This is a genomic window from Streptomyces sp. RKAG290, from assembly GCF_023701695.1.
Lineage (GTDB): Bacteria > Actinomycetota > Actinomycetes > Streptomycetales > Streptomycetaceae > Streptomyces.
Genome location: NZ_JAJOZC010000001.1, coordinates 1,892,046 through 1,916,475, shown reverse-complemented (window position 1 = coordinate 1,916,475; position 24,430 = coordinate 1,892,046). Strand labels below are relative to the sequence as shown.

Below are 24,430 nucleotides of genomic sequence, written 5' to 3'. Positions count from 1 at the left end.
CTGTCTCCCCGGTGCTTTTCGGGGGTTACGCGGTGTGCGGTGCGGTGGGGACTACTTGAGGCCGCTGTTCATCGCGCTCACGAGTTCACCGTTGCTGGTGTCCCCGCTGAACTCCCAGAAGAACGCGCCGCCCAGGCCCTGGTTCTTCGCCCAGGTCATCTTGGACGAGATGGTGGCCGGGGTGTCGTAGCTCCACCAGTTGGTGCCGCAGTGCGCGTAGGCCGTGCCCGCGATCGTGCCGGTGGCGGGGCAGCTGTTCTTGAGGACCTTGTAGTCCTCGATGCCCGCTTCGTACGTGCCCGGGGCTGCGCCGGTGGCGGTGCCGCCGGGCGCGTCCTGGGTGACGCCGGTCCAGCCGCGGCCGTAGAAGCCGATGCCGAGCAGCAGCTTCGAGGCGGGGACGCCCTGTGCCTTCAGCTTGGCGATCGCCTCGGCGCCGGTGAAGCCGGCCTTCGGGATGCCGGTGTACGGGGTGAGCGGGGAGTGCGGGGCCGTCGGGCCCTTCGCGTCCCAGGCACCGAAGAAGTCGTACGTCATCACGTTGTACCAGTTCAGCGACTGCGCGGCGCCCGCGTAGTCGGCGGCGTCGATCTTGCCGCCCGCGGAGCCGTCGGCCGTGATGGCCGCGGTCACCAGGTTGCTGCTGCCGAACTTGGTGCGCAGTGCGGACGTGATCGACTTCAGCGCGGCCGGGCCGCTGGTGTCACAGGTCAGACCGCAGGCGTTGGGGTACTCCCAGTCGATGTCGATGCCGTCGAAGACATCGGCCCAGCGGGGGTCCTCCACCAGGTCGTAGCAGGACTGGGCGAAGGCTGCCGGGTTCTGCGCCGCCTGGCCGAAGCCGCCGGACCAGGTCCAGCCGCCGAACGACCAGAGGACCTTGAGGTTCGGGTACTTCGCCTTGAGCTTGCGCAGCTGGTTGAAGCTGCCGCGCAGCGGCTGGTCCCAGGTGTCGGCGACGCCGTCGACGGACTGGTCGGCGGTGTACGCCTTGTCGTAGTCGGCGTAGGAGTCACCGATCGCGCACTTGCCGCCGGTCACGTTGCCGAAGGCGTAGTTGATGTGCGTGATCTTCGCGGCCGAACCGGAGGTGTCCAGGTTCTTCACGTGGTAGTTCCGGCCGTAGACGCCCCACTCGGCGAAGTAGCCGAGGTTGACCTTGGAGCCGGTGCCGGGGTCGGTGCCGCCGCCACCGGTGGTGTGCACCTTGACCGCACCGCTGGCCGGACCGGTCTGGTCGGCGGTGTCCCGGGCCCGCACGGTGTACGAGTAGTCGGTGCCGGCGGTGAGTCCGGTGTTGGTGTACGTGGTGCCGGCGACCGTGGCGACGACCGCGCCGTCCCGCAGGACGTCGTAGTTCTTGATGCCCTTGTCGTCGGTGGCGGCGCTCCAGCTGAGCTTCGCGGAGGTGTCGGTGACGGCGCTCGCCGTGGGGGTGCCGGGGGCCGAGGGGGCGTTGTCACCGGGGACGCTGCCGCCGTCACAGGAGGCGCCGTTCAGCTTGCAGCCGGCGGGGGAGCCGGCGCCGGTGCCGTTGAAGCCGAAGGAGACGCTGGCGCCCGGTGCGACCGAGCCGTTCCAGCCGAGGTTCTTGGCGGTCCAGTGGGTGCCCGAACCGGTGACGGTGGCGTCCCAGGCCGAGCCCACCGCGGTGCCGGTGGGGAAGTCCCACTCGATGGTCCAGGAGCTGAGGGCGGTGGTGCCGGTGTTCTTCACCGTCCACTGGCCCTCGAAGCCGCTGCCCCAGTCGGACTTCTTGGTGTACGTGGCGGTTGCCGAGGTGGCCGCTTCGGCCGGGGATGCCAGGCTGACCATCGCGGCGAGTGGCAGGAGCAGTGCGGTGAGGCCCGCGACGGCTCTTGATCTGGTGGCTTTCCCGGCCCCGAATCTGAATCGGGTCCGGCGGGGGTCTCAGTGCTCAACGGTGCTCCTCGGGTGAGGTCCGGACAAACGGGGGTGGTCCGTGGACTGCTGACCCTGCGCCGCCCTGAGCGCGCCCCGTGGGGGCGCCCTCACCGCAGTGTGTCCGGTGAGATTAGGAAGGTCTGGACCAATCGTCAAGAGGTCCAGACCAAAGAACGGAAGCGGGTGCGGTTAAACCTCAGACGCCCAACTCCTGCGCCAGCACCGCCGCCTGGACCCGGCTGCGGAGCTCCAGCTTCCCCAGCAACCTGCTGACGTGCGTCTTCACCGTCGCCTCCGCCATGGACAGCCGCACCGCGATCTCGGCGTTCGACAGGCCCTCGCCGAGGCAGCCGAGCACCTCGCGCTCGCGCCGGGTGAGCGAGTCCAGCACCGCACGGTCCGCGGCGGCCGTCGCCGGTACGCGCCCGGCCCCGGCGAACTCCGCGATCAGCCGGCGCGTGACCGCCGGGGCGATCAGTCCCTCGCCGCGCGCCACCGTGCGTACCGCTTCGAGCAGGCTGTGCGCCTCGGTGTCCTTGAGCAGGAAGCCCGACGCCCCGGCCCGCAGGGCGCCGAAGACGTACTCGTCCAGATCGAAGGTCGTCAGCACCAGTACGTCCGCCAGCCGCTCCGCGACCACCTGCTTCGTCGCCGACACCCCGTCAAGCCTGGGCATCTGGATGTCCATCAGGACCAGATCCGGGCGCAGTCCGCGGGCCAGGCGCACGGCTTCCTCGCCGTCCCCGGCCTCCCCGACGACCTCGATGTCCGCTGCGCTGCCCAGGATCAGCACCAGCCCCGCACGTACGGCCGACTGGTCCTCGGCGACCAGAACACGGATCGTCATGCCTTCACCCTTCCTTCCCCGACGGGCAGTTCAGCCCGTACACGCCAGATCTTGGTGCCGTTCCCGGTGGCCACCGGCCCCGCCTCGATCTCCCCGCCGAGCAGCGCCACCCGTTCCTGCATACCGACCAGACCGGCCCCCGAACCGGGCGCCCGCGGTCCTGGCCGGTCACCGAGAACACTGGTCACCTGCACCGTCAGCCGCCCTTCCGCCTGCCCCAGCCCGACCTCGACCGGTCCGGGGCCGCATGCTTGAGCGCGTTGGTGAGGGATTCCTGGACGATCCGGTAAGCGGCCAGCTCGACCGGCGCCGGCAGCGGTCCCGGCTCGGCGCGGGAGTCCACCAGCGTGCACGTCAGCCCGCTGGACGCGGCGTTCGTACGATGCTGCTCGATCAGGGCGTCCAGCGAGCCGAGAGTCGGTGAGGTGCTGGGTTCCTGATCGGCTCCACCGGCGCGCAACAGCCCGATCAGACGGCGCATTTCGGCCAGACCGTCGACGCTGTTCTCCCGGATGACCCCGAGGGCGTTCCGGGAGGTCGCCGGGTCGTCGATGGAGAGCGCCGCGGTGGAGTGGATGGCGATCGCGGAGAGGTGGTTGGCCACCATGTCGTGCAGTTCGCGCGCCATCCGGGCCCGTTCGGCGGTCACGGCCTGCGCGCGGTCCATCTCGGCCAGCAGGGCCGTCTGGTCGGCGCGCAGCCGAGCGGTCTCGGCGGCGTCCCGGTGGTTGCGCACGCTGACCCCGGTGAGGGCGGGCACGAACGAGACCAGGCCGGTGACGATGCCGATGAGCAGCGCCTCGGCACTGCGGAACCAGCCCAGGAAGCCGATCGTGACCGCGACCGTGATCAGGAACGTGGTCACCGGGATCCGGCGGGCCGCCGCCGGGGTGCCGTACAGCACGGCGGCGTACATGACGTCGGTGAACATCAGCACGGTCGCCAGGTTGCCGACCGTGAACTGGTCCACCAGCAGTGCGAGGGTGCCGATGACCAGCGCGGTCTGCGGTGCGCTCCTGCGCAGCAGCTCCAGCACCGACATCACGACCAGCGGGACCAGCGCGATCCAGGGCGCGTCGAGGAGGCGGCCGGTCTGCATGTTCAGACCGAGCAGCCACAGCACCACTCCGCCGAGCAGCCCGATGACCGAGATGAGGATGTCGTCGCGGTGGGGACGGGGAGGGGAGAACACCCTCCCATCCAACACGGCGGGCCGCGCGGGGACGTCCGTACCGGGAGTGAGCCGTGAGTACATCGAAGGATGCAGCGGTGGTTCGTCACTCCGGGCGACGTCCGGGCGGACTGCGGCGGGGAGGCTGGAGGGGAGCGAAGGGAGCCGGACCGTGATCGTCACACTGATCGTCGCCTGCGAGATCGCCTTCTGGGTGCTGCTGGCCGCAGGACTCGCGCTGCGCTACCTGGCGAAGATGCCGGGACTCGGCGCGGCCGTGCTGCTGTGCGAGCCGCTGCTGGAGGTCGTGCTGCTGGTGGTGACCGCCGTCGACCTGAAGAACGGCGGCGATCCGGACTGGAAGCACGGCCTCGCCGCCGTGTACATCGGCTTCACGGTGGGACTCGGGCACTCCACGATCCGGTGGGTCGACGCCCGGGTCGCGCACCGGTTCGCAGGCGGACCACCGCCGGTGAAGCCGCCGAAGTACGGCATGGCGCGCGCGGCGCACGAGTGGCGGGTGGCCGGGCGGTGGACGGTGGCCGCGGTGACGGCGCTGGCACTGCTGCAGGGGGCGGTCTGGTACGTGGGGGGCGACGGGGACGTGGTGTCGCTGCGGTCGTGGCAGCGGACGATGCTCTTCGTGATCGGGATCAACCTGGTGATCGCGGGGAGCTACACGGTGTTCCCGAAGCGGGATCCCCGGGGGCGGCCGAAGCGGGTGCCGGGGGCGCCCGGCTGACGCCTCGTCCTCGATCGCCGGAGGGGCTCCATGACGCGGGCCCGGCTTCCCGGCGATCGAGGACCTCGCTCAGCGTTCGCCGCCCGGCACCCACAGGACGTCGCCGACCTCCTTGTTCGCCACCCGCGCCAGGATGAACAGCAGGTCGGAGAGCCGGTTGAGGTAGGTCGCCGTGAGCGCGTTCATCGCCTCGCCGTGCACTTCGAGGGCCGCCCACGTGGACCGCTCCGCACGCCGGACCACCGTGCACGCCTGGTGCAGCAGCGCCGCGCCCGGTGTGCCGCCCGGCAGGATGAAGCTGCGCAGCTTCTCCGTCTGCTCCAGGAAGTGGTCGCAGTCCGCCTCCAGCTTGTCGACGTAGGACTGCTCGACCCTCAGCGGCGGGTACTTCGGTTCCTCGACGACCGGCGTCGAGAGGTCCGCGCCCACGTCGAACAGGTCGTTCTGCACGCGGACGAGGACCTTCACGACGTCGTCGGTCAGCTGCCCGAGCGCGATGGCCGTACCGATGACCGCGTTGGCCTCGTTGGCGTCGGCGTACGCGGAGATCCGCAGATCGGTCTTGGCGGTCCGGCTCATGTCGCCGAGGGCGGTGGTGCCCCGGTCGCCGGTGCGGGTGTAGATACGTGTCAGGTTGACCATGCGGCCAGCCTAAGGGCTGTCCCGCACTCCCTGGCGGGCGCGCGACGACAGCCGCGGCACCTCGCCGCATTGTCGGAACGCCCGAATGCTTCCAGTATGCGGACGTCCCTCCGCCTTGCGATGCACCGCATCTGACGCCGCGCGCTGATCCACCAGGGAGTGCGGGACAGCCCTCAGTTACGCCCCCGCCCTGCGGAACACACGTGTGCCCACTGTCACGGCGAGTGCCGCGAATCCCAGGGCGACCAGGACTCCGTACAGCATGTGCGCGGTGGCGTACGAGCCCACGTACGCGTCCCGCACCGCGTCCACGAGATAACGGAACGGCGTGAGGTGCGACAGCACGTCCAGCCACCGCGGGCCGAGCGTCATCGGCAGCATCAGGCCGGAGAGCAGCATGGCCGGCATGGTGAGCGAGTTGACCACCGGGCCGAACTCCTGCGGCGTACCCACCTTCATGGCCAGCGCGTAGGACAGCGAGGCCAGGGAGACCGTCAGCAGACCGACGAACGCGAAGCCGATCAGCACCCCGGGGAGCGGCGCGCGCAACCCCATGAGCAGGGCGGCGAGTACCAGCAGTACCGCCTGGAACATGAACAGCAGGGTGTCCCGCAGCACCCGCCCCAGCAGCAGCGCCAGCCTGCTGACCGGGGTCACCCGCATCCGTTCCACGACGCCGGTCGACTTGTCGATGATGAGGGCGAAGCCGGCGAACGAGGCGCCGAAGAGTCCGAGCTGGAGCAGCAGACCGGGGACCAGGATCTGCCAGGAGTCACCGGACGTGCCGAGCGGCAGCCCGGTGAGCAGCGGGCCGAAGAGGAGGAGGTAGAGCAGCGGCATGAGCACGCCGAAGAGGATCTGGAATTTCGAGCGCAGGGTCTGCCGGGCGTACCGCCCGAAGACGATCGCGGTGTCGTGGAGAAGCATCGGACTCGATTCCTAAACGGTGACGGGAGCGGCGTCGGCCGGGGCGGGGGTGCGGCCGGTGATCGCGAGGAAGGTCTCCTGGAGCGAGGCGGCGGGTGAGCTCGCGTACCGGGTCTTCAGTCCGGCCGGGGTGCCCTCCGCCACCACCAGGCCGCCGTCGACCACGACCAGCCGGTCGGCGAGGGCGTCCGCCTCGTCGAGGTAGTGGGTGGTGAGCACCACGGTCGTGCCGGACTCGTCGCGCAGCCGGCGCACCAGGTCCCAGAGGTCGGCGCGGCTGGCCGGGTCGAGTCCGGTGGTCGGCTCGTCGAGGAAGAGCAGGGGCGGGCGGTGGGTGAGCCCCATCGCGATGTCGAGCCGGCGCCGCTGGCCCCCGGAGAGCGCGGCCGTCTTCCGGTCGAGCAGTTCGAGGAGCCCCAGCTCCCCTGCCAGTTCCCGGGCCCGGGCGACTGCCGCCGCCTTGCCGAGCCGGTACATCCGGCCCTGGGTGACCAGCTCCTCCCGCACAGAGATGTGGGGGTCCACGCCACCCGACTGTGCGACGTAGCCGCACTTCTCCCGGACGCCCGCCGGATCCGCGATCAGGTCGCAGCCGGCGACGGTGGCCGCGCCGCCGGTAGGGGCGAGGAGGGTGGTGAGCATGCGCAGGGTGGTGGTCTTGCCCGCCCCGTTGGGGCCGAGGAGGCCGACGATCTCGCCGGCCGCGACCGTCAGGTCGACGGAGCGGACGGCCTCCACAGGACCGGCCTTGGTGTCGAAGGTCCGGGCGAGCCCGGCCGTGCTGATGATTGGCATGGCGACCACAAAAACAGAGACAGTGCAAAATTGCAATGACACCAAAGATTCGATGACACCAAAGATTCATGGACCCCAGAGGAGCTCTACGATGGGGTCATGGCTGAGGGACTCAGGGAGCGCAAGAAGCGCCAGACCAGGCAGCACCTCTCGGACGTGGCCACCGGGCTGTTCCTGGAGCGGGGCTTCGACGCGGTCACGATCGCCGAGATCGCCGAGGCCGCGGACGTCTCGGTGAACACGGTCTACAACTACTTCCCGGCCAAGGAGGACCTCTTCCTGGACCGCAGCCGCGGCATCGTCGACCGCCTCTCGCGGTACGTCCGCGGCCGGGACCGGGGCGAGTCCGCGGCCGATGCGGTCCTGCGCGAACTGCGCATCCAGGTGGAAAGCGTGTCGCCCACGGTCGGGCTGATGGAGGGGTACGAGCGGTTCATGCGGGTCATCGAGGGCGCCGACAGCCTCAAGGCCCGCCTCTGGCACGTACAGCAGGAAGCCCTCGCCCACCTGGAGGCGACACTCCAGGAGGTGTCCGGAACCGGGCCCGATGAGCGGACCCCGGCCCTGGTGGCCGGTCAGCTCTCCTGGGTGCACAGCACCCTGATGGCGTACATCGGGCGCGAGATGGTCGCGGGGCGCAGGGCCGCCGAGGTGTCCCGGGACGCCCTGGTTCTGCTGGACGACATCGAGGACCTGCTGGGCGAAAAGGTGCTCAACTACGCCCGGCGCGCCGCCGAATGACGCATCCCGGTGTGATGTCCGTCATTTGAGACGTGACGCGCATCTCTTCGCCGCCCCAGCGCCCCTCACGGGGACTAACCTCCGCCGGAGAGCATGGACGAGAACCGTCGAGAAAGCATAGGGGTGCCAACGTGGCCAGGAAGCTCGCCGTCATCGGAGCCGGACTCATGGGGTCCGGTATCGCGCAGGTCTCCGCCCAGGCGGGCTGGGACGTCGTGCTGCGTGATGTCACCGACGCGGCCCTGACCCGTGGCCGTGACGGCATCAAGGCCTCGTACGAAAGGTTTGTCTCCAAGGGCAAGCTCGGGGCGTCCGACGCCGAGTCCGCCCTCGCCCGCATCACCACCACCACGGACCTCGACGCGGTCGCCGACGCGGACGTCGTCGTCGAGGCCGTCTTCGAGAAGCTGGAGGTGAAGCACGAGATCTTCCGGGCCCTCGACAAGATCGTCCGGGACGACGCGGTGCTCGCCTCCAACACCTCCGCCATCCCGATCACCAAGATCGCGGCCGTGACGGAGCGCCCGGAGCGCGTCGTCGGTGTGCACTTCTTCTCGCCGGTTCCGATGATGCAGCTCTGCGAGCTCGTACGCGGCTACAAGACCAGCGACGAAACCCTCGCTGCGGCCCGGGAGTTCGCCGAGTCGGTCGGCAAGACCTGCATCGTGGTCAACCGCGACGTGGCCGGCTTCGTCACCACCCGGCTGATCTCGGCGCTGGTCGTCGAGGCGGCCAAGCTCTACGAGTCGGGCGTCGCCTCGGCCGAGGACATCGACATCGCCTGCAAGCTGGGGTTCGGTCACGCCATGGGGCCGCTCGCGACCGCGGACCTGACCGGCGTCGACATCCTGCTGCACGCCACCGGCAACATCTACACCGAGTCGCAGGACGAGAAGTTCGCCGCCCCGGAGCTGATGCGCCGGATGGTCGATGCAGGTGACATCGGCCGCAAGAGCGGGCAGGGCTTCTACACCTACTGATCGTTCTCGGTCGCCGGACGCCTGATCTGCCGTCAATCAGGCCCCGGGGCCCGGGAGGCCACCTCCCGGGATCAGTGGAGCCGCAGCGCAATCACGGCGGACCGAAGTCACTCCACGGAGTGAATTCGGTATCGGTTCGCTTACAGACGGCAACTTCCCTGTCGCTGCCGCAGTCAGTTGGGGCAGAGACAGTTTCAGACAGACGGACCTGCCACGGAGTATTCCAGGGGAGCGCATATGCATATCAGGGGCGACCACGCCGAGCTGGTCGTCGGGGGCCGCCTCGACGTCCGAAGCGCGGCGGACGCCCGTACGGTCCTGCACTCGGCGCTCGACGACGGAGTCGGCGATCTGGTGCTGGACCTGACCGAGCTGGATTCATGGGACGCCACCGGACTCGGCGTCATCATGGGCGCGCACAGACGGGCCGGGCGGGCCGGCCGACGGCTGGTGCTGCGCGGCGTACCGCCGCAGATGCAACGCCTTCTGGTAGCCACCAGACTGCACCGCATCCTGGCGATCGAGGGCGGAATCGCCGCGGACTCGCTGCCGCGCGTCTGAAGGTGACCGGCAGTCGGCACCCGTCCGCGCTCCGTGGCCGAAGCCACACAATCCTCACGAGACCGTGATCTGTCGGGCGGCGCGGCACCCCGGATGTTCGTAGATACTGTGCGAAGGTTTAGGGTTCGGCCGTCTGCCGATTGACGGGCCCACCTGGCGGACACCGGACCGGAAGCGACAGCTGGACGTGCGAGGCCGGGTGGGGCAACCGTGCTCGACGCGTCTTGGGGGCTTTGGCGATGGACCCGACAAACCGGGGGCCGGAAGAGTACGGCCACGACATGAACGGCTCCGCGGACGACGCCGGCCGGCGCCGCCCCTCGCGTGATCCGCTGACGCCCGATTTCGGTCAGCAAACACCGCAGCAGGCACGCATCGTCCCGCTCATATCCGGCGACCTCCTGCTCACGGTCAACCCGGTGGACGGCAGCGAGGTCGAACCGTGCCCGCCCGGCGAGCAGCCCGCCGAACCCGTCCGGCGCACCGCCACCGAGCGCGCCGACCGCGAACGCGCCGCCGCACCCCCCGTGCCGCCCGGCCCGCCCGCCCTCCGGCTGCCGCTCCTGGAACGCGAGGACGAACGCGAACGGCTGGTGCGCCTGCTGGGCCGCGGCCGCTCGGTACGGCTCAGCGGCTCGGCCGGCTCCGGCCGCACCGCACTCCTGGACGCCGTCGCCGCCGACTGTGCGGGGCTCGCACCGGACGGAGTCGTACGGCTCAACGGCCACAAGCGGACCGTCACCGACCTGCTGTACGGACTCTTCGACGCGGTCCATGACGCGCCGCTGCACCGCCCGGACCGGACCCTGCTGCTGGAGAAGCTGCGGGGCACCGGCGCCGTCGTCGTCCTCGACGACCTGGAGTTCGGCGGCGCCGCGCTGGACGAGCTGCTCGCCGCGACACCCGAATGCGCCTTCCTGCTCGCCGCGACGCCCGACGTCGCCGCGGCCGGCGCCGGCTCCCACCTCGAAGAGGTCCTGCTCGCCGGGCTGGACCGCGCCGCCTCGGTCGACCTGCTGGAGCGGGTCGTCGAACGGAAGCTCACCGAGGAGGAGGCCAACTGGGCCGGAGACCTCTGGTTCGAGTCCGAGGGCCTGCCGCTGCGCTTCGTCCAGGCGGGCGCCCTGCTGCGTCAGCGCGACATGCAGCGCACCGATCCCACCGCGTACGACGAGTACGGCTACCTCGACAGCCGGCCCGCCGAGGCGCCGCTGCCGGCCGAGAACGCCGACCTGCCGCTGCCCAGCCTCGGCGAGGGCGCCGCACCCGCCGCGCTGCTCGCCTCACGGCTGAGCTCCGCCGCGCGCGAAACCCTGCGCTTCGCCGTCGCCCTCGGTGGCGAGGTGCCGCACCAGGCGCATCTGCCGGCGCTCGTGGGGGACACCCACGCCGACGCCGCGCTCGGCGAACTGGCCGGCTGCGGACTGCTCTCCCCGGCCGGGCCCCGCTACCGGCTGGCCGCCGGCGTGCTCGCCCAGCTGGAGGCCGCCGGATACGGCGACGACGCCACGACCCGGGCCCGCACGGTGGCCCAGCACTACGCCTGGTGGGCAGGCCACCCCTCGGTCACCCCCGCACGGGCGGTCGCCGAGGCCGACGCGATCGTCGCGGCGATGGCGCAGCTGGTGCCGGGTGACGGGGCCGGCCAGACCAGCGTCGCCGTACTGCTGGCCCGCAGCGCCTCGCCCGCTTTCGCGGCCGGGCTGCACTGGAGCGCCTGGGAGAAGTCCCTGCGGATCGGCCAGGAGGCGGGCCGGATCGCCGGAGAGGTCGCCGAAGAGGCTTACTTCCACCACGAGTTGGGCGTACTCGCGCTCTGCACCGGCAACCCGGACCGGGCCAGGGCCGAGCTGGAGACATCCATCAGCATGCGTGGCGCGCTGGCCGACAAGCCGGGCGCGGTGGTCGGGCGGCGGGCGCTCGCCCTGGTCGAGGACCGCTCGGGCGGGGTGGCGGCAGGCCGCGCTCCGGCGGCCGAGGAGATACCGGCGAACCCCTTCGAGACATCGGCGCCCGGTGGCCTGCCGGCCGGCATACCGGTCTCCATGCCGCGGCCGTACGCGGACGACACCGCCGTCGTGTCCCGGCAGACCCCTCCGCGGGGCGCCGGGGGAGCGGCCGGCGGGCGCTTCGCGGTCCTCGGCGGAGCGCGGCGCAATCTGGTCGCGGCGGGTGCGGGTGTGCTGCTGGCCGGGGTGCTCGGCACGGTGGTGACGCTCGGGCTGACGTCGAACAGTGATGCGCAGGGTGACCCCGGCGCCCCGGCCGAGCAGTCGGTGAGCGAGGGCGACGACAGCGACACCGGGCTTCCTGCCGAGGAGCCGGCGAAGTCCACGACCCCGTCCGCCCACGCATCGCACTCCGGGTCGTCCACGCCGGGGCCGACGGGCGGCGAGTCCGCGCCGGCCGGGAGCGGGACCGCGTCGTCCGGGACCACGGAGCCGCAGGACACCCCTTCGTCCTCGGGGAAGCCGTCGAGCGGCAAGCCGAGTCCGTCGCACTCCACGTCCAAGCCGCCCAAGCCGACGAAGTCGGATCCGCCGCCGAGCAGTCCCTCGCCGAGCCCGTCGGACACGAGTCCGTCGCCCTCTCCTTCCGACCCGGAGCCGGAGGAGCCGAGTGCGCCCGACATGTCGGACTCGGCGAGCGGGGCGACGGGGAGCCCGTCGGCGGCCTGAGCCGTTGCGCCCGGACGGGCTTTTGGTGCCGGACGGGGTCGGTGGGTGCCGCTCGTCCGGTGGGGTCCCGGCCTCCGGGGTGAGGGGTCCGTCCTCAAACGCCGGACGGGCTTGGTGGTGCCGGAGGGGGCCCGGGGTGCCCGGACGGACGGGCTCGTGGGCGCCGGACGGGCTCGGGGTGCCGGAGGGTGATCAAGCGCCGGAGGGCGCCCGGGGTCAGAACAGCCTGAGCTTGTCGTCCTCGATGCCGCGCATCGCGTTGTAGTCGAGCACCACGCAGCCGATACCGCGGTCCGTCGCCAGCACGCGGGCCTGGGGCTTGATCTCCTGGGCCGCGAAGATGCCCTTCACCGGGGCGAGATGGGGATCGCGGTTGAGCAGCTCCAGGTAGCGGGTCAGCTGTTCCACGCCGTCGATGTCGCCGCGCCGCTTGAGTTCGACCGCCACGGTCTGCCCGTCGGCGTCGCGGCACAGGATGTCGACCGGGCCGATGGCGGTGAAGTACTCGCGGCGGATCAGGGTGTAGCCCTCGCCGAGCGTCTCGATCCTGTCGGCGAGCAGCTCCTGCAGATGCGCTTCCACGCCGTCCTTGATCAGGCCGGGGTCCACGCCCAGTTCATGGGACGAGTCGTGGAGGATTTCTTCCATCGTGATGATCAGTTTTTCGCCCGCCTTGTTCACGACGGTCCAGACGCCCTCGGTGTCGCCGGAGCCCTCCTTCAAGGTGCAGGGGGCGACATCCAGTTGAGCGGTTTGTACGCCCTGTCGTCGGCGTGAATCGACACGCTCCCGTCCGCCTTCACCAGGATCAGACGGGGAGCGGAGGGCAGGTGGGCCGTGAGCCGGCCCGCGTAGTCCACGGAGCAGCGGGCGATGACGAGACGCATGGTCGGCAACGCTACTCGACGACAGGCGGTCGACGCGATTCACCCACCCGTCACTCCATCCCCGCCTCGACCTGACCGAATCTGGCTTGTCCGTCTTTGAACCCCTTCGTTATTGGCCGGTTGTGTTCCCAATCTCCTGGTGCGGCCCGGACTGCACCCTTACCGTGGATGCAGGAGGTCGCCGTCTGTGCACGCTGCGTCGCCGTCCTCCTTCCCTGCCCGTAAGGCTCCGGCGCTCCGCCGGGGTCGCGAGAGGAGAACCCATGTCGCTCGACGTCTCACCGGCGCTGTTGGAACAGGCCGAGCGAGGCGAGGTCGACGAAGCCGACTTCGTCGACTGCGTCCGGACCTCCCTGCCCTTCGCATGGGAGATGATCAGCTCGTTGGTGGCACAGCTGAAGGTCGACGGTGGCGAGTTCGCCGACAACCAGACGCCGCCGCCGAACGAGCAGGCACGTGGTCAGCTGCTGCGTGCGCTCGCGAGTGATGCGATACGCGGCGCGCTGCAGCGGCACTTCGGGGTGCGTCTCGCATTCCAGAACTGCCACCGCGTCGCGGTGTTCCCGCTGGACGCCTCGGTCGACGACCGGCTGGCCCGATTCACCTCGGTGAGGGGCCAGTTGCTCAACCAGTCGCCCGAACTACGGGACTGCTGAACGCCTCTGCTGCCGCTCCGGGCCGCGGGAGGTGCGACTGGTCCGGGGCGGCAGCTCCCGTTCGTACACCGGAATACCGGCTGCGGGCGGTCATTTCAGGAGCGGCAGCACCTCGGTGCCCAGGCGCGCTACGTTCTCCTCCGTGGCCATGAGATCTCCTGAACCCTCGACCAGGAGCGCGAAGCGGGTGATGCCCGTGCGCTCCGCCGTGGCCGCGAGCCGGTCGGCCGCGAGCCGGGGCGGGCCCACCGGGTGAAGGCCGCACAGCAGCTCCGTGTAGCCGACCGGGTCGCGCATCACCCGGTGCCGGCCGTCGACCGTCACATGGGCGCCGAGCCCCTGCCGCAGCCAGCCGGGCATCGCCTTCACGAGGGTCTCGGTGGCGTCCTCGGTACGGTCCGCGATCTGGGCCACCCCCGCGGAGACGTGCCCGGCCTGCCGCACGCTCTCCGGCGACCGGCCGGCGGCGAGCGCGCTGGACCGCCACAGAGCCACCATCTCGGCCTTCTCCTCGTCGCCGCAGTGCATCCCGAGCAGCATCGGCAGGCCGTTCTCGGCGGCGAGTCTCACGCTCTTCGGCGAGGTGCAGGCGACGATCACCTCCGGACCGCCGGGGTTCTCGCCGTCCTCCCCGTCGAAGAGTTCGTCGGCCCGGGGGACCACCGCCACCTCGCGGAAGCCGTAGCGCTCCCCGCGGCCCGCCACCCGTGGTTCGCGCAGCCAGTCGAGCAGGAGCCCCAGGGACTCGGGGAAGCCCTTCTCGTACGCCTCCAGGCCGCCGCCGAACACCTCCAGGTCGATCCAGGGGCCGCCCCGGCCGACGCCGAGAGTGAACCGGCCCCCGCTGGTGAGGTGGAGCAGGGCCGCCTGCTCGCCGAGTGCGACCGGATGCTGGGTCGGCAGCACGCTCACCGCCGTGCCGACCCGGATTCTGCGGGTGCGGCCGAGCAGCAGCGCGGCCAGTGTCACGGCGGACGGGCAGACCCCGTACGGCACGAAATGATGTTCGGCCAGCCAGACCGAGTCGAGTCCGGATTCCTCCGCGACCTCGGCGGACCGGATGGCGCGATGCAGCGCTTCACCCGGCCCCTGCCCCGGAAACTGGGCTGCCAGTACGAACGTTCCCACGCGCATCGCCTATTGCCTCCTTGCGGCCGACGCGGCTCTCCCCTACTGGCAACAACGTCTGACACGTGCCAAAGGCACGGTCCGCGGGGAAGTTGTTGCGATTTTCCGGTAACCCGTCCCGTCCCGGGCCCCGCGGCGAGCGGTGCGGGACGTGTACCCCGGCCGAATGGCCCTACGCTGGACGGGAACTGCCCAGCCCTGCCCCGTGAGGTGTCACGTGTCCCCGCGCCGCAACCGCCCCCGAGGCGGCGAGAGTCCCACCGACAGCGCACGCACGGCGGGGGACCGGTACGGCGGTGGAGGGCGCTCCGAGGAGTGGCAGGACGAGGAGTGGTCCGTCCGCCCGGTGAGCGGTGCGAGCGCGGCGGGCAAGCGCTACCGGTGCCCCGGCTGCGACCAGGAGATCCCGTCCGGCGTCCCGCACCTGGTGGCCTGGTCGCAGTACGGCGGGATCGACGACCGCAGGCACTGGCACAAGGCCTGCTGGAACGCGAAGGACCGCCGCACCACACGGGTGCAGCGGTCCAGGAACGCGCCGAGGTACTGAGCGCCCGGCTGCGCCGGCCGGCGGCGGCCGGTCAGACGTCGCGCCGGCTCATGGCCAGGTAGGCGCCGCCCAGGGCCACGGCGGTCACGGCGAGCATGATCCACAGCGGCTCCCAGCCGGACGGCCCCGACGCGGTGACCGAGGCGTCGTAGAAATTGCTGAGCTGGTTGGGGATCGAGTACTCCAGCAGCCACTGCTGGACCTTCGAGAGCGACTCGGCGAACATGAAGATGGCCAGCACGAGCGGCAGCAGCACCACGCCGATCATGACGGTGATCGCACCGGCCGAGTGCCGGATCAGCGTGCCGACCGCCAGCGAGAGCAGCCCCAGCGTCGCGATGTAGAGGCCCACACCGACCGTGCTGCGCAGCCAGTCCTCGCCGCTGGGCGTATCGGCGTCCAGGATGGCCGTCTGCAGCACGCCGACGATCGAGGTCATCACGGTCGTGAGGACGAAGGTGAGCAGGAAGAAGACGATGGCCTTCGCGCTGAGCACCCGGGCATGGCTGGGGCAGGCGGTCAGCGTCGTACGGATCATGCCGGTGCCGTACTCCGAGGCGATCGTCATCACGCCGAGCGTGATCACACAGATCGAACCGAGCAGCACGCCGAAGAAGCCGAGGCTGAGCACCGGGGTGGAGCCCAGGTCGGAGTCGGACAGATCGACGGCGAGCGCCGAGAGCAGGCCGATGCCGAGCAGCAGCACGATCATGACGCCGAGCGTCCACATCGTGGAGCGCACGGAACGGATCTTGGTCCACTCGGAGGCGATCGCGTCGCCGAGGGTGGCGCGCCGCACCGGGATCGGCGAGGTGTAGAAGGCGCCCTGCGCGCCCTGCTGCTGGTAAGCCTGCGGGTGCTGCGGTGCGGCCGGCTGCTCGTACGCCTGCTGCTGGTACGGCGTCGGCGGCGTGGACGGCGTTGTCATCGGGGGTCCTCGCTGGTGTCGCGCGCGGTCAGATCGGCGGGAGCCGCTGCGGGCGCCGCCGGGGCGGGGGAGGCGGCAGCGGGCGCTGCCGGGACGGGCGCCGCAGGGGCGGGCGCTGCTGCCGGGACCGGCGCCGGGCCGCCCGGGGCGACTGCCGGTGCCTGGCCGGGCGCGGGGGCTGCCGCGTACGGGTTCTGTCCGGGCGGCGGCGGGGCGTACCAGCCCTGCTGCGGGACCTCCGGCACGGTCTGCTGCGGCGGGGCGTACCCCGGGTGCGGCTGCCCGTATCCGTTGCCCGGCAGCGGCTGCACCAGCCCCGCCTTCTGGTCCGCCGTCGAGCGGTAGTCGACGGCGCCCTGCGTCATCCGCATGTACGCCTCCTCCAGCGAGGCCTGGTGCGGCGAGAGCTCCCACAGCCGGACGTCCGACCCGTGGGCCAGATCGCTGATCCGCGGCAGCGCGAGGCCGGTGATCCGCAGGGCTCCGTCCGGCTCCGACATCACCCGCCCACCCGCCTCGGTGAGCGTGGCGGTCAGCTTCTCCCGCTGCTCGGCGCCGTTGTCCTGGACCCGGACCCGGGCGAAGTCGGCCGAGTTGGCCGAGATGAAGTCCGTGATGCTCATGTCGGCCATCAGCTGGCCGCGGCCGATCACGATCAGATGGTCGGCGGTGAGCGCCATCTCGCTCATGAGGTGGCTGGAGACGAAGACGGTGCGGCCCTCGGACGCCAGCATCTTCATCAGGTTGCGGACCCAGAGGATGCCCTCCGGGTCGAGGCCGTTGACCGGCTCGTCGAAGAGCAGCACCTGCGGATCGCCCAGCAGGGCGGCCGCGATGCCGAGCCGCTGTCCCATGCCGAGCGAGAAGCCCTTGGACCGCTTCCGCGCCACGTCCTGCAGACCGACGACACCGAGCACCTCGTCGACCCGGGCCGCGGGGATGCCGGCGAGCTGGGCCAGCGAGAGCAGATGGTTGCGGGCGCTGCGGCCGCCGTGCACCGCCTTGGCGTCCAGCAGCGCACCCACCTGACGCGGTGCGTTGGGCAGGCTGCGGTAGGCGTGGCCGCCGATCGTCACATGGCCGGAGGTCGGCCGGTCCAGACCGAGGATCATGCGCATGGTCGTCGACTTGCCCGACCCGTTGGGACCGAGGAATCCGGTGACGGTGCCCGGCCGCACCTGGAAGGAAAGGTTGTACACGGCCGTCTTCGCGCCATAGCGCTTGGTCAGGCCGACTGCCTCGATCATGCTCCAGCCCCATCGACTTATCTGTCGTCGGGGCACAGGCCGTCCGGCCGCACGCCCCCGTAAGAGTTAGGAGGATAACCAGGCCTTGACGGTTCCGGCCAAGCCGTTGCGCGGCGCGTCCCGTACGGCGGCCGTGGACCGGGGGTCCACGGCCGCCCCGGTCAGGCGTCCCGCTTCTTGAGTACGAGGAAGCCGCCGATCACCGCGGCCGCCACCCAGGCGACCATGATCAGCAGCCCGGCCCATGGTCCGTACGGTGCCGGATCGCTGTTCATCGCGTCGGGCACCACCTGCATGATCTTGGATCCGGCCTGGTCGGGGAAGTACTGGGCGACGCTCTTGGCGCCCGGTACGGCCGACAGGATCTGGGAGACCAGGAAGAAGAACGGCATCAGGATGCCGAGCGACAGCATGGAACTGCGCAGCATCGTCGCGACCGCCATGGAGAAGATCGCGATCAGCCCCATGTAGATGCCGCCGCCGAACACCGCCCGCAGCACGTTGTCCGCGCCGATGTCGGTCCTGTGGTCACCGAGCAGGGCCTGGCCGAGGAAGAAGGTGACGAAACTGGTGATCAGACCGACCACCAGGGCCAGCACGCCGGCCACCAGCATCTTGCTGAAGAGGAAGGTGGCGCGCTGCGGCACCGCCGCCAGCGAGGTGCGGATCATGCCGGAGCTGTACTCCGTACCGACCACCAGGACACCGAAGACGACCATCGCCAGCTGGCCGAGAATCATCCCCGAGAAGCTGATGAAGGTGGGGTCGAAGGTGGCCCGTTCCGCATCGGAGAGGCTGTCGAACTGGGAGTTCATCACCGCGCAGAGCGCGGCGCCCATCGCCACGGTGACGACGAACGCGCAGATCAGCGTCCAGGTGGTCGAGGAGACCGTACGGATCTTGGTCCATTCCGAGGTCAGGACCGCGGGTACTGATGCCATCGTCGTCACGCCCCCTTGCCGGTGCCGGACCCGCCGGACCCGCCGGGAGTTCCCGGGTCGCCCCCGGGCGGCTGGTTCCACTGATCGCCCCAGTGCGGTCCCACCGGGGGCGGCGCGGCGCCCCGTTCCGAGTGCGCGTGGTACTCGACCGAGTCCGCCGTCATCTGCATGAACGCCTCCTCCAGCGAGGCCCGCTGGGAGCTCAGCTCGTGCAGCACGATCGTGTGCCGGGCGGCGAGCTCGCCCATCGCCTCGGTGGTGGCGCCGTCGACCTCCAGCGTGCCGTTCCCCGACTCGACCGCCACGACTCCCTCCGCGTGCAGCGCGTCGCGCAGCCGCTCCTGCTGCGGCGAGCGCAGCCGTACATAACTGCGCGAATTCTGGTGGATGAAGTCGGCCATCGAGGTGTCGGCCAGCAGTTTTCCCTGGCCGATCACGATCAGATGATCAGCGGTCAGCGCCATTTCACTCATCAGGTGCGAGGAGACGAAGATCGTCCGGCCTTCCGAGGCCAGCGCCTTCATCAGGTTTCGGATCCAGTGAATTCCCTCGGGGTCCAGACCGTTGACGGGTTCGTCGAACATCAGGATCTCGGGGTCGCCGAGCAGCGCCGAGGCGATTCCGAGCCGCTGGCCCATGCCGAGCGAGAAACCCTTGGACTTCTTCTTCGCCACCGCGGTCAGGCCGACGGTGTCGAGGACCTCCGCCACCCGGCTGCGCGGGATCCGATTGCTCTGCGCCAGACAGAGCAGGTTGTTGTACGCGCTGCGGCCGCCGTGCATCGACTTGGCGTCGAGCAGCGCGCCGATGTACTTCAGGGGTTCTTCCAGCTCGCGGTAGTGCTTGCCGTCGATGCGTACCGATCCGCTGGTGGGGTTGTCGAGATCGAGCATCATCCGCATCGTGGTGGACTTGCCCGCCCCGTTGGGTCCCAGAAAACCCGTCACCATCCCCGGCTTGATCCGGCACGACAACTGGTCGACGGCAACCTTGCTGCCGAAACGCTTGGTGAGGCCATCGAGCTCGATCATGCGTTCACGCTAGAACGGCCGCGCGCCCGGCGCCACCACAAAGGCGGAACCGGGCGCGTCGGAGCCGGACCGACCGGTGCGTCAGGGACGACCGGCCGTGCGTGCGTTGTTGTGCGGGCGTCAGCGGGTCTGCTGGGCCGGAACGCCGCGGGTGACAGGCTCCTCCTCGGCGGGGGTGCCTGCGGCCGCCACAGCGGCACCGGTCAGCGTCGCCAGCATCTCGCGGACGTTGGTCAGCTGCGCGTTGATCGAGTCGCGGCGGTTGGTGAGCGCCGCCAGCTCGCGCTCCGACTCGCTGCGGATCCGGTCGGCCTTCGCGTTGGCGTCGGCCACGATGTCCTCGGACTGGCGCTGCGCGGTCTCCACCGTCTGACGGGCCCGGCGCTCGGCGTCCGTGCGGAGCTTCTCGGCCTCCAGGCGGAGCTGCTCCGCGCGGTGCTCGATCTCGGCCAGACGCTTCTCGGCCTTGGCCTGACGGGCCGCGAGGTCGCGCTCCGACTGGTCACGGCGCTTGGCCAGGTTGGTCTCGAAGTCCGCGGCGGCCTGGGCGGCCTTGGCGCGGGTCTCCTCGAAGAGGGCGTCGGCCTCCTCGCGCTTCTGCGCGGCGTCCTTCTGCGCGTCCGTGCGCAGGGTGGTCGCCTCGCCCTGGGCCTTCTCGACGATGCGGACACCGTCGTCCTCGGCCTTGGACTTGCGCTCGGCGGCGAAGGTCTCGGCGTCGTTGCGCACCTGCTGGGCGGCGGACTCGGCGAGCTCGCGGTGCTGCTCGGCGGCGCGACGGGCCTCCTCGCGCAGGTCCTTCGCCTCCTCCTCGGCAAGGCGGAGGATCTTCTCCACGCGCGCGCCGAGGCCGGCGTACGACGGCTCGGCGTCGTTCACCTGGGCCTGGGCGTTCTGCGTTTCGAGGTGGAGTTCCTCGATGCGCTTTTCCAGAGACGTGATGCGGGCGAGAGCACTATCACGGTCGGCGACGAGCTTGGTAATGCGGTCATCCACCTGACCGCGGTCGTAACCACGCCGCACGAGCTCGAAGCCGAAGGGGGAGGAAGGGTCACTCATGGGGTTCCTGTCGAAGTAAGACCGGTGAGGTGATAGGGGGAATCCTAGGGGCCCGGACGGCGTGTCATCGAGCAGATGCCCGTTTGATCTGGAGAATGACACCCCTTTTGAGTGGCTAACCCCCGCAACCCTTGCCACTCGGAGGGCTGAACGTCCTTGCCGAACCACGGGAGAGGGCCGACCGACTACCCATCGGACGGCTTGCCACTCGAACGAGTGCCCGCCGCGGCCCCGGCCTTGACGCCGTCGGCGCCCTTACCGCCCGCCGCGGGGGTCTCGAAAGACTCCAACGCCTCCAGAACGTCCTGGACACGGGAGATCTCCGTGTTGATGTCAGCGCGCCGGCGCACCAGTACATCGAGTTCGCGCCTTCCCTCGTCCACCGTCCGCTTGGCCTCGGCCTCGGCGTCGGACCGCAGCTTCTCGGCCTCGCGCACCAGGCTGGCCTTCTTCTGCTCGGCCTCCTTCAGCAGCGACTCGGCCCGCTTCACGGCGGCGATCCGGACCTTGCTCGCCTCCGAATTGGCGTCCGCCAGCAGTTCCTTGGCCTTCGCCGCGGCTTCCTCGCGCTGCTCGGTCGCCGCCTTCATCAGGTTGTCGACGCGCTCGCCGGCCGTCTTCATCTGCTCGGAGGTCTCCCGCCGGGCACGGTCGTGCAGCTCCTCGATCTCACCCTCCAGGCGAGTCCTGAGCTCCTCGGCCCGCTCCCGGATCGCGGTGGCGTCACGGCGCGCGCCGACCAGCAGCTCGTCCGCGTCCGTCCGGGCCCGCTCGACCAGGGAGTTGCCCTCGACGGTCGCTTCGGAGGTGATCCGGACGGCCTCGTTGCGGGCCGCTCCGACCATCGTGTCGGCCTGCCCCTCGGCCTCGGTGGCGGCGCGCAGCGCCTCCTCCTGGGCCTTGTTCATCAGCTGGTCGGCCTGCTCCGCGGCGTCGGCCCGGCGCTTCGACGCGGACTCGCGCGCCTCGTCGAGCAGCCGGTCCGCCTCCTGTCGGGCCTCGGACCGCATCTGCTCGGCCGCGGCCTCGGCGTCGCCGCGCAGCCGCTCCGCCTCCTCGCGGGTGCGGGCCGCGTGCTCCTGCGCGGAACCGACGGTGGCCGCGGCCTCCGCCCGCATCCGCTCCGCCTCGCCCGCCGCCTCGTCGCCGACCCGGGCCGCCAGCTGAGCCGCCTCCGTACGGATGCGCTCGCTCTCGCCGGTCGCCTCGGACATCAGGCGGTCGGCCTGGACCGCCGCCTCCGACCGCATCCGGTTGGCGTCCTCGCGGGCCTCCGCGCGGCTGCGGGCCGCGTCCTGCTCGGCCGAGGCCAGCGCGTCGGACGCCTCGGTGCGCATCCGCTGGCTGTACTCCGCCGTCTCGGCGCGCAGCCGCTCCGACTCCGTGATCGCCTCGGAGACCGTCCGCTCGGCCATCGCCTCCGCGGCCTCGGTCTCCTCCTGCGCGACCCGGCGGATCCGGGCAGCGTCCTCGCCGGCCCGCTCCCGCTCGGCGTAGGCGTCGGAGCGGACCCGGTCCGCCTCCTCCTGCGCCTCGGACTTCGTCCGCTCCGCGACGTGCTCGGCGGTGGAGCGCAGCCCGGCGATCTCCGCCTCGGCCTGTTCCTGCAGCCCGTTGACCGAATCCCGTACCTGCTGGGCGGTCTGCTCGGCCGCGGAGACCATCTCGGTCGCCCGGCTGTCCGCCTCCTCGACCAGGCGCTGGGCCTCGGCCTGCGCCTCCTCGACCCGCTTGCGGGCGGAGGCGAGAAGGTCCTCGCTCTGCTCGCGGGCCCGCTCGCGCTCCTGGTTCGCCTCGGCACGTGCCGCGTCGAGGGTCTCCTCGGCCTCGCGGCGGCGCCGGTTCGCCTCCTCCTGGGCGGCGGCCAGCGCCTCGGCGGCCTCCGTGCCCACCCGCTCCGCAGCGGCCGCGGCCTCCGAGCGCACCCGGTCGGCACTCTCCTGCGCCTCGGACTTCAGCCGCTCCGCCTCGGCCGCGGCCTCGCTGCGCAGCCGTACGGCGACGGTCTCGCCCTCCGCGCGGGAGCGCGAAGCGTCGGCCGCGGCCTCGTCGCGCAGCCGCTCGGCCTCGGTCTCGGCCTGCTCCTGGAGCGAGCGCAGCCGCTCGGCGGCCTCGGCGCGCAGCCGCTCGGTCTCCTCGTTCGTCTCGCGCCGCAGCCGCTCCGCGTCGGTGCGCGCCTCGCCCAGCGTCTGCTCGGCGGTGCTGACCTTGGTCTCGGCCTCGGTGTGCAGCCGGGTCAGCTCGTCGGCCGCCTCCGCCTGCCGGGCGGCGACCGCGCGCTCGGTCTCCTCGCGCAGCTCCGCCGCCGCCTGCTCGGCCGCGGACGTCGTCGACTCCGCCTGCTCCTCGGACTCGGTGCGCAGCCGGTCGGCCTCGGCGCGGGCCCGCTCCAGGGCCTCCTCGGCCTGCTTGCGCAGCGCCCCGGCCCGCTCGGTGGCCTCGGTACGGATGCGCTCGCTCTCGGTGCCCGCGGCGCCGCGCAGCTCGTCCGCGTCCGTCCGCGCCTTGGAGAGCAGCTCCTCGGCGGTCTTCGCGCCCTCCTCGATCTGCTGGACGGCCTCCCGACGGGCCTCGCCCCGGATCCGCTCGCCCTCGGCGACCGCTTCGGAACGCAGCTGCTCGGCCTCGCCGCGCAGCCTGCGCGCCTCCTCCTGCAGCTCGACCGTCTTGGCCCGGTACTCCTTGGTGTCGTCCTTGGCCGCGCCCTTGAGCTGGTCGGCCTGCTCGGCGGCCTCGCCGCGCAGCCGGTCCGCCTCGGCCTCCGCCTCGCGGCGGATCCGGTCGGCCTCCTCGCCCGCCGCCCGGGTGGTCGACCTGGCGTCGTCGGACGCCTTGGTCAGGACCTCCTCGGCGGCGCGGGCGGCCTTGGCGAGCTGGGCCGCCGCGTCCTCCGCGGCGGCGGTGCGGGCGCTGTCGGCCGCCTCGGACCGGAGCCGTTCCGCCTCGGCACGGGCATCGGCCAGCGCCTGCTCGGCCTCCGCCTTGAGCGACTCGGCGTCCTTGGTGGCCTCGCCGACCAGCCGGGCGATCTCCGACTTGGCCGTACGGGTGCGCTGCTCGTTCTGCGACTCGGCGCCGGCCAGCCGCTTGACCGCCGACTCCTTCGCCTCGGACAGGACCTTCTCGGCCTCCACCCGGGCCTCGCGCAGCTGCGTCTCGGCCTCCTGCATGCGCTGCTCGGCGGCGCGGTTCAGCTCGGTGGTCTGCTGCCGGGTCTGCTCGGTCTCGGCCGTCGTCGACGTACGCAGCTGCTCGGCGTGACTGGTGGCCTCCTGCGCCTGGCTGGAGGCGGCGTTCAGCAGTCGCTCGGCGTCCCTGCGGGCCCGCAGCAGGATCGACTCGGCCTCGGACCGGGCGGACTCCGCCTCGGAACCGAGCCGCTGCCGGGTCTCGTCCGCCAGCCGGCCGGCCTCGCTCCTGGCGGCGGCGAGCGCCTGCTCGGCCTCCGCCCGGGACTCCTCCAGCAGCCGGCGGGCCTGGGACTCGGTCCTGGCCCGCAACTGCTCGGCCCACGCGACGTTCTCGTTGACATGGGACTCGACGGTCTGGCGGCGCTCCGCCAGCTCCTGGTCGAGCCGCTGGCGCCGCTGCACGGCCTCGCTGTGCAGCTCGGCCTGCAGCCGCGCCTGGTGCTCCGCGTGCTCCTGCAGGATCCGCTGCGTCTGCGCACGGGCCTCGCGCAGCTCGCGCTCGGCGTCGTTGCGCAGCTGGTCGGCCTGGACCTGGGCATTACGGAGCAGCTGCTCCGCCTGGTAGCCGATGTCCGCGCTGTCGTAGGCGGGACGGGTCGCCAGACTGCGGCGGGCCTCGTGCAGCTTGGCACGCAAGACCTCGACCTGGTAACCGAGGTCCTCGGCGTGCTGGACGGCCTTCTCCCGGTCGGTCTTCAGCCGGTCCATCTCGGCTTCGAACCGCGAGAGATGGTCGTCTTCAGCTCGGTGGCTCTCCTGGCGTTCGTAGCCCCGCACTGCGCGGTCCCATCCTTCCCCGAGCTCTCAACTCTTTCCCCAAGCTCTC

At 71.3% G+C, this 24,430-nt stretch carries 19 protein-coding genes and 2 pseudogenes; 7 read left to right on the top strand and 14 right to left on the bottom strand.

The window, feature by feature from the left end:
• Window positions 1–51: 51 nt before the first annotated feature.
• The 3 genes and pseudogenes from LNW71_RS07970 to LNW71_RS07960 form a co-directional block, all read right to left on the bottom strand.
• Window positions 52–1,815, bottom strand: a complete 1,764-nt coding sequence (locus LNW71_RS07970) for a glycoside hydrolase family 18 chitinase (protein ID WP_250967592.1) — start codon at window positions 1,813–1,815, stop codon at window positions 52–54.
• Window positions 1,816–2,101: 286 nt separating this feature from the next.
• A complete protein-coding gene (locus LNW71_RS07965; RefSeq protein ID WP_250967591.1) occupies window positions 2,102–2,752 on the bottom strand; it encodes a response regulator transcription factor in 651 nt (216 codons plus the stop codon).
• Window positions 2,749–3,944, bottom strand: a pseudogene (locus tag LNW71_RS07960) (sensor histidine kinase). The gene LNW71_RS07965 and the pseudogene LNW71_RS07960 overlap by 4 nt, the downstream one beginning before the upstream one ends.
• 151 nt (window positions 3,945–4,095) lie before the next feature.
• On the opposite strand from LNW71_RS07960, the gene LNW71_RS07955 reads away from it, so the two are divergent.
• Window positions 4,096–4,665, top strand: a complete 570-nt coding sequence (locus tag LNW71_RS07955) for a hypothetical protein (RefSeq protein WP_250967590.1) — start codon at window positions 4,096–4,098, stop codon at window positions 4,663–4,665.
• Between the two features lie 69 nt (window positions 4,666–4,734).
• Here LNW71_RS07955 and LNW71_RS07950 read toward each other — a convergent pair whose 3' ends face one another.
• The 3 genes from LNW71_RS07950 to LNW71_RS07940 all read right to left on the bottom strand — a co-directional run bounded on the left by LNW71_RS07950 (window position 4,735) and on the right by LNW71_RS07940 (window position 7,029).
• Window positions 4,735–5,307, bottom strand: coding sequence for a cob(I)yrinic acid a,c-diamide adenosyltransferase (locus LNW71_RS07950; RefSeq protein ID WP_250967589.1), 573 nt, complete (start codon window positions 5,305–5,307; stop codon window positions 4,735–4,737).
• 177 nt (window positions 5,308–5,484) lie between these two features.
• Entirely contained in the window at window positions 5,485–6,234 is a 750-nt protein-coding gene (locus LNW71_RS07945) for an ABC transporter permease (protein ID WP_250967588.1), read from the bottom strand.
• Between the two features lie 12 nt (window positions 6,235–6,246).
• Entirely contained in the window at window positions 6,247–7,029 is a 783-nt protein-coding gene (locus LNW71_RS07940; protein WP_250967587.1) for an ABC transporter ATP-binding protein, read from the bottom strand.
• A gap of 99 nt (window positions 7,030–7,128) precedes the next feature.
• Between LNW71_RS07940 and LNW71_RS07935 the strand changes: the two genes are divergently transcribed.
• From LNW71_RS07935 to LNW71_RS07920, 4 genes are all read left to right on the top strand, one after another.
• Window positions 7,129–7,770 (top strand): TetR/AcrR family transcriptional regulator, encoded by a 642-nt coding sequence (locus LNW71_RS07935; RefSeq protein ID WP_250967586.1) that lies wholly within the window; start codon window positions 7,129–7,131, stop codon window positions 7,768–7,770.
• A 131-nt stretch (window positions 7,771–7,901) separates the two neighbouring features.
• Entirely contained in the window at window positions 7,902–8,750 is an 849-nt protein-coding gene (locus LNW71_RS07930) for a 3-hydroxyacyl-CoA dehydrogenase family protein (protein WP_250967585.1), read from the top strand.
• Between the two features lie 237 nt (window positions 8,751–8,987).
• Complete coding sequence (locus LNW71_RS07925; protein ID WP_250967584.1) at window positions 8,988–9,311, top strand: STAS domain-containing protein; 324 nt, start codon at window positions 8,988–8,990, stop codon at window positions 9,309–9,311.
• 239 nt (window positions 9,312–9,550) lie between these two features.
• Window positions 9,551–11,989: an ATP-binding protein gene (locus LNW71_RS07920; RefSeq protein WP_250967583.1), complete on the top strand. Its 2,439-nt coding sequence runs from the start codon at window positions 9,551–9,553 to the stop codon at window positions 11,987–11,989.
• A 216-nt stretch (window positions 11,990–12,205) separates the two neighbouring features.
• On the opposite strand, the pseudogene nucS reads toward LNW71_RS07920, so the two are convergent.
• A pseudogene (nucS, locus tag LNW71_RS07915) lies at window positions 12,206–12,876 on the bottom strand (endonuclease NucS).
• 263 nt (window positions 12,877–13,139) lie between these two features.
• Here nucS and LNW71_RS07910 point away from each other — a divergent pair.
• On the top strand, window positions 13,140–13,532 hold the full coding sequence (locus LNW71_RS07910; protein ID WP_250967582.1) for an SCO5389 family protein: 393 nt from the start codon (window positions 13,140–13,142) through the stop codon (window positions 13,530–13,532).
• Between the two features lie 90 nt (window positions 13,533–13,622).
• On the opposite strand, the gene LNW71_RS07905 is transcribed toward LNW71_RS07910, so the two are convergent.
• Window positions 13,623–14,666, bottom strand: coding sequence for an LLM class flavin-dependent oxidoreductase (locus LNW71_RS07905; protein WP_250967581.1), 1,044 nt, complete (start codon window positions 14,664–14,666; stop codon window positions 13,623–13,625).
• 211 nt (window positions 14,667–14,877) lie between these two features.
• Here LNW71_RS07905 and LNW71_RS07900 point away from each other — a divergent pair, with 211 nt between their 5' ends.
• On the top strand, window positions 14,878–15,207 hold the full coding sequence (locus LNW71_RS07900) for an ATP/GTP-binding protein (RefSeq protein ID WP_250967580.1): 330 nt from the start codon (window positions 14,878–14,880) through the stop codon (window positions 15,205–15,207).
• A 31-nt stretch (window positions 15,208–15,238) separates the two neighbouring features.
• Here LNW71_RS07900 and LNW71_RS07895 read toward each other — a convergent pair whose 3' ends face one another.
• From LNW71_RS07895 to scy, 6 genes are all read right to left on the bottom strand, one after another.
• Entirely contained in the window at window positions 15,239–16,135 is an 897-nt protein-coding gene (locus LNW71_RS07895) for an ABC transporter permease subunit (protein ID WP_250967579.1), read from the bottom strand.
• Complete coding sequence (locus LNW71_RS07890) at window positions 16,132–17,382, bottom strand: ABC transporter ATP-binding protein (protein WP_250967578.1); 1,251 nt, start codon at window positions 17,380–17,382, stop codon at window positions 16,132–16,134. Before LNW71_RS07890 ends, LNW71_RS07895 begins: the two co-directional genes overlap by 4 nt.
• Before the next feature lie 161 nt (window positions 17,383–17,543).
• The gene (locus tag LNW71_RS07885; RefSeq protein ID WP_250967577.1) at window positions 17,544–18,323 is read right to left on the bottom strand and encodes an ABC transporter permease subunit; all 780 of its coding nucleotides are present in this window, start codon (window positions 18,321–18,323) and stop codon (window positions 17,544–17,546) included.
• 5 nt (window positions 18,324–18,328) lie between these two features.
• Complete coding sequence (locus LNW71_RS07880) at window positions 18,329–19,354, bottom strand: ATP-binding cassette domain-containing protein (RefSeq protein WP_250967576.1); 1,026 nt, start codon at window positions 19,352–19,354, stop codon at window positions 18,329–18,331.
• A 120-nt stretch (window positions 19,355–19,474) separates the two neighbouring features.
• The gene (locus LNW71_RS07875; RefSeq protein ID WP_250967575.1) at window positions 19,475–20,413 is read right to left on the bottom strand and encodes a cellulose-binding protein; all 939 of its coding nucleotides are present in this window, start codon (window positions 20,411–20,413) and stop codon (window positions 19,475–19,477) included.
• 185 nt (window positions 20,414–20,598) lie between these two features.
• Complete coding sequence (scy, locus tag LNW71_RS07870; protein ID WP_250967574.1) at window positions 20,599–24,381, bottom strand: polarized growth protein Scy; 3,783 nt, start codon at window positions 24,379–24,381, stop codon at window positions 20,599–20,601.
• Between the last annotated feature and the right edge of the window lie 49 nt (window positions 24,382–24,430).

Excerpts from the sequence above, each read along its gene's own strand:
- LNW71_RS07890 (WP_250967578.1), bottom strand. The coding sequence starts at position 17,382 with ATGATCGAGGCAGTCGGCCTGACCAAGCGCTATGGCGCGAAGACGGCC.
- LNW71_RS07940 (WP_250967587.1), bottom strand. The coding sequence starts at position 7,029 with ATGCCAATCATCAGCACGGCCGGGCTCGCCCGGACCTTCGACACCAAG.
- LNW71_RS07920 (WP_250967583.1), top strand. The coding sequence starts at position 9,551 with ATGGACCCGACAAACCGGGGGCCGGAAGAGTACGGCCACGACATGAAC.
- LNW71_RS07945 (WP_250967588.1), bottom strand. The coding sequence starts at position 6,234 with ATGCTTCTCCACGACACCGCGATCGTCTTCGGGCGGTACGCCCGGCAG.
- LNW71_RS07965 (WP_250967591.1), bottom strand. The coding sequence starts at position 2,752 with ATGACGATCCGTGTTCTGGTCGCCGAGGACCAGTCGGCCGTACGTGCG.
- LNW71_RS07880 (WP_250967576.1), bottom strand. The coding sequence starts at position 19,354 with ATGATCGAGCTCGATGGCCTCACCAAGCGTTTCGGCAGCAAGGTTGCC.
- LNW71_RS07935 (WP_250967586.1), top strand. The coding sequence starts at position 7,129 with ATGGCTGAGGGACTCAGGGAGCGCAAGAAGCGCCAGACCAGGCAGCAC.
- LNW71_RS07970 (WP_250967592.1), bottom strand. The coding sequence starts at position 1,815 with ATGGTCAGCCTGGCATCCCCGGCCGAAGCGGCCACCTCGGCAACCGCC.
- LNW71_RS07885 (WP_250967577.1), bottom strand. The coding sequence starts at position 18,323 with ATGGCATCAGTACCCGCGGTCCTGACCTCGGAATGGACCAAGATCCGT.
- LNW71_RS07925 (WP_250967584.1), top strand. The coding sequence starts at position 8,988 with ATGCATATCAGGGGCGACCACGCCGAGCTGGTCGTCGGGGGCCGCCTC.
- LNW71_RS07910 (WP_250967582.1), top strand. The coding sequence starts at position 13,140 with ATGTCGCTCGACGTCTCACCGGCGCTGTTGGAACAGGCCGAGCGAGGC.
- LNW71_RS07905 (WP_250967581.1), bottom strand. The coding sequence starts at position 14,666 with ATGCGCGTGGGAACGTTCGTACTGGCAGCCCAGTTTCCGGGGCAGGGG.
- LNW71_RS07895 (WP_250967579.1), bottom strand. The coding sequence starts at position 16,135 with ATGACAACGCCGTCCACGCCGCCGACGCCGTACCAGCAGCAGGCGTAC.
- LNW71_RS07875 (WP_250967575.1), bottom strand. The coding sequence starts at position 20,413 with ATGAGTGACCCTTCCTCCCCCTTCGGCTTCGAGCTCGTGCGGCGTGGT.
- LNW71_RS07950 (WP_250967589.1), bottom strand. The coding sequence starts at position 5,307 with ATGGTCAACCTGACACGTATCTACACCCGCACCGGCGACCGGGGCACC.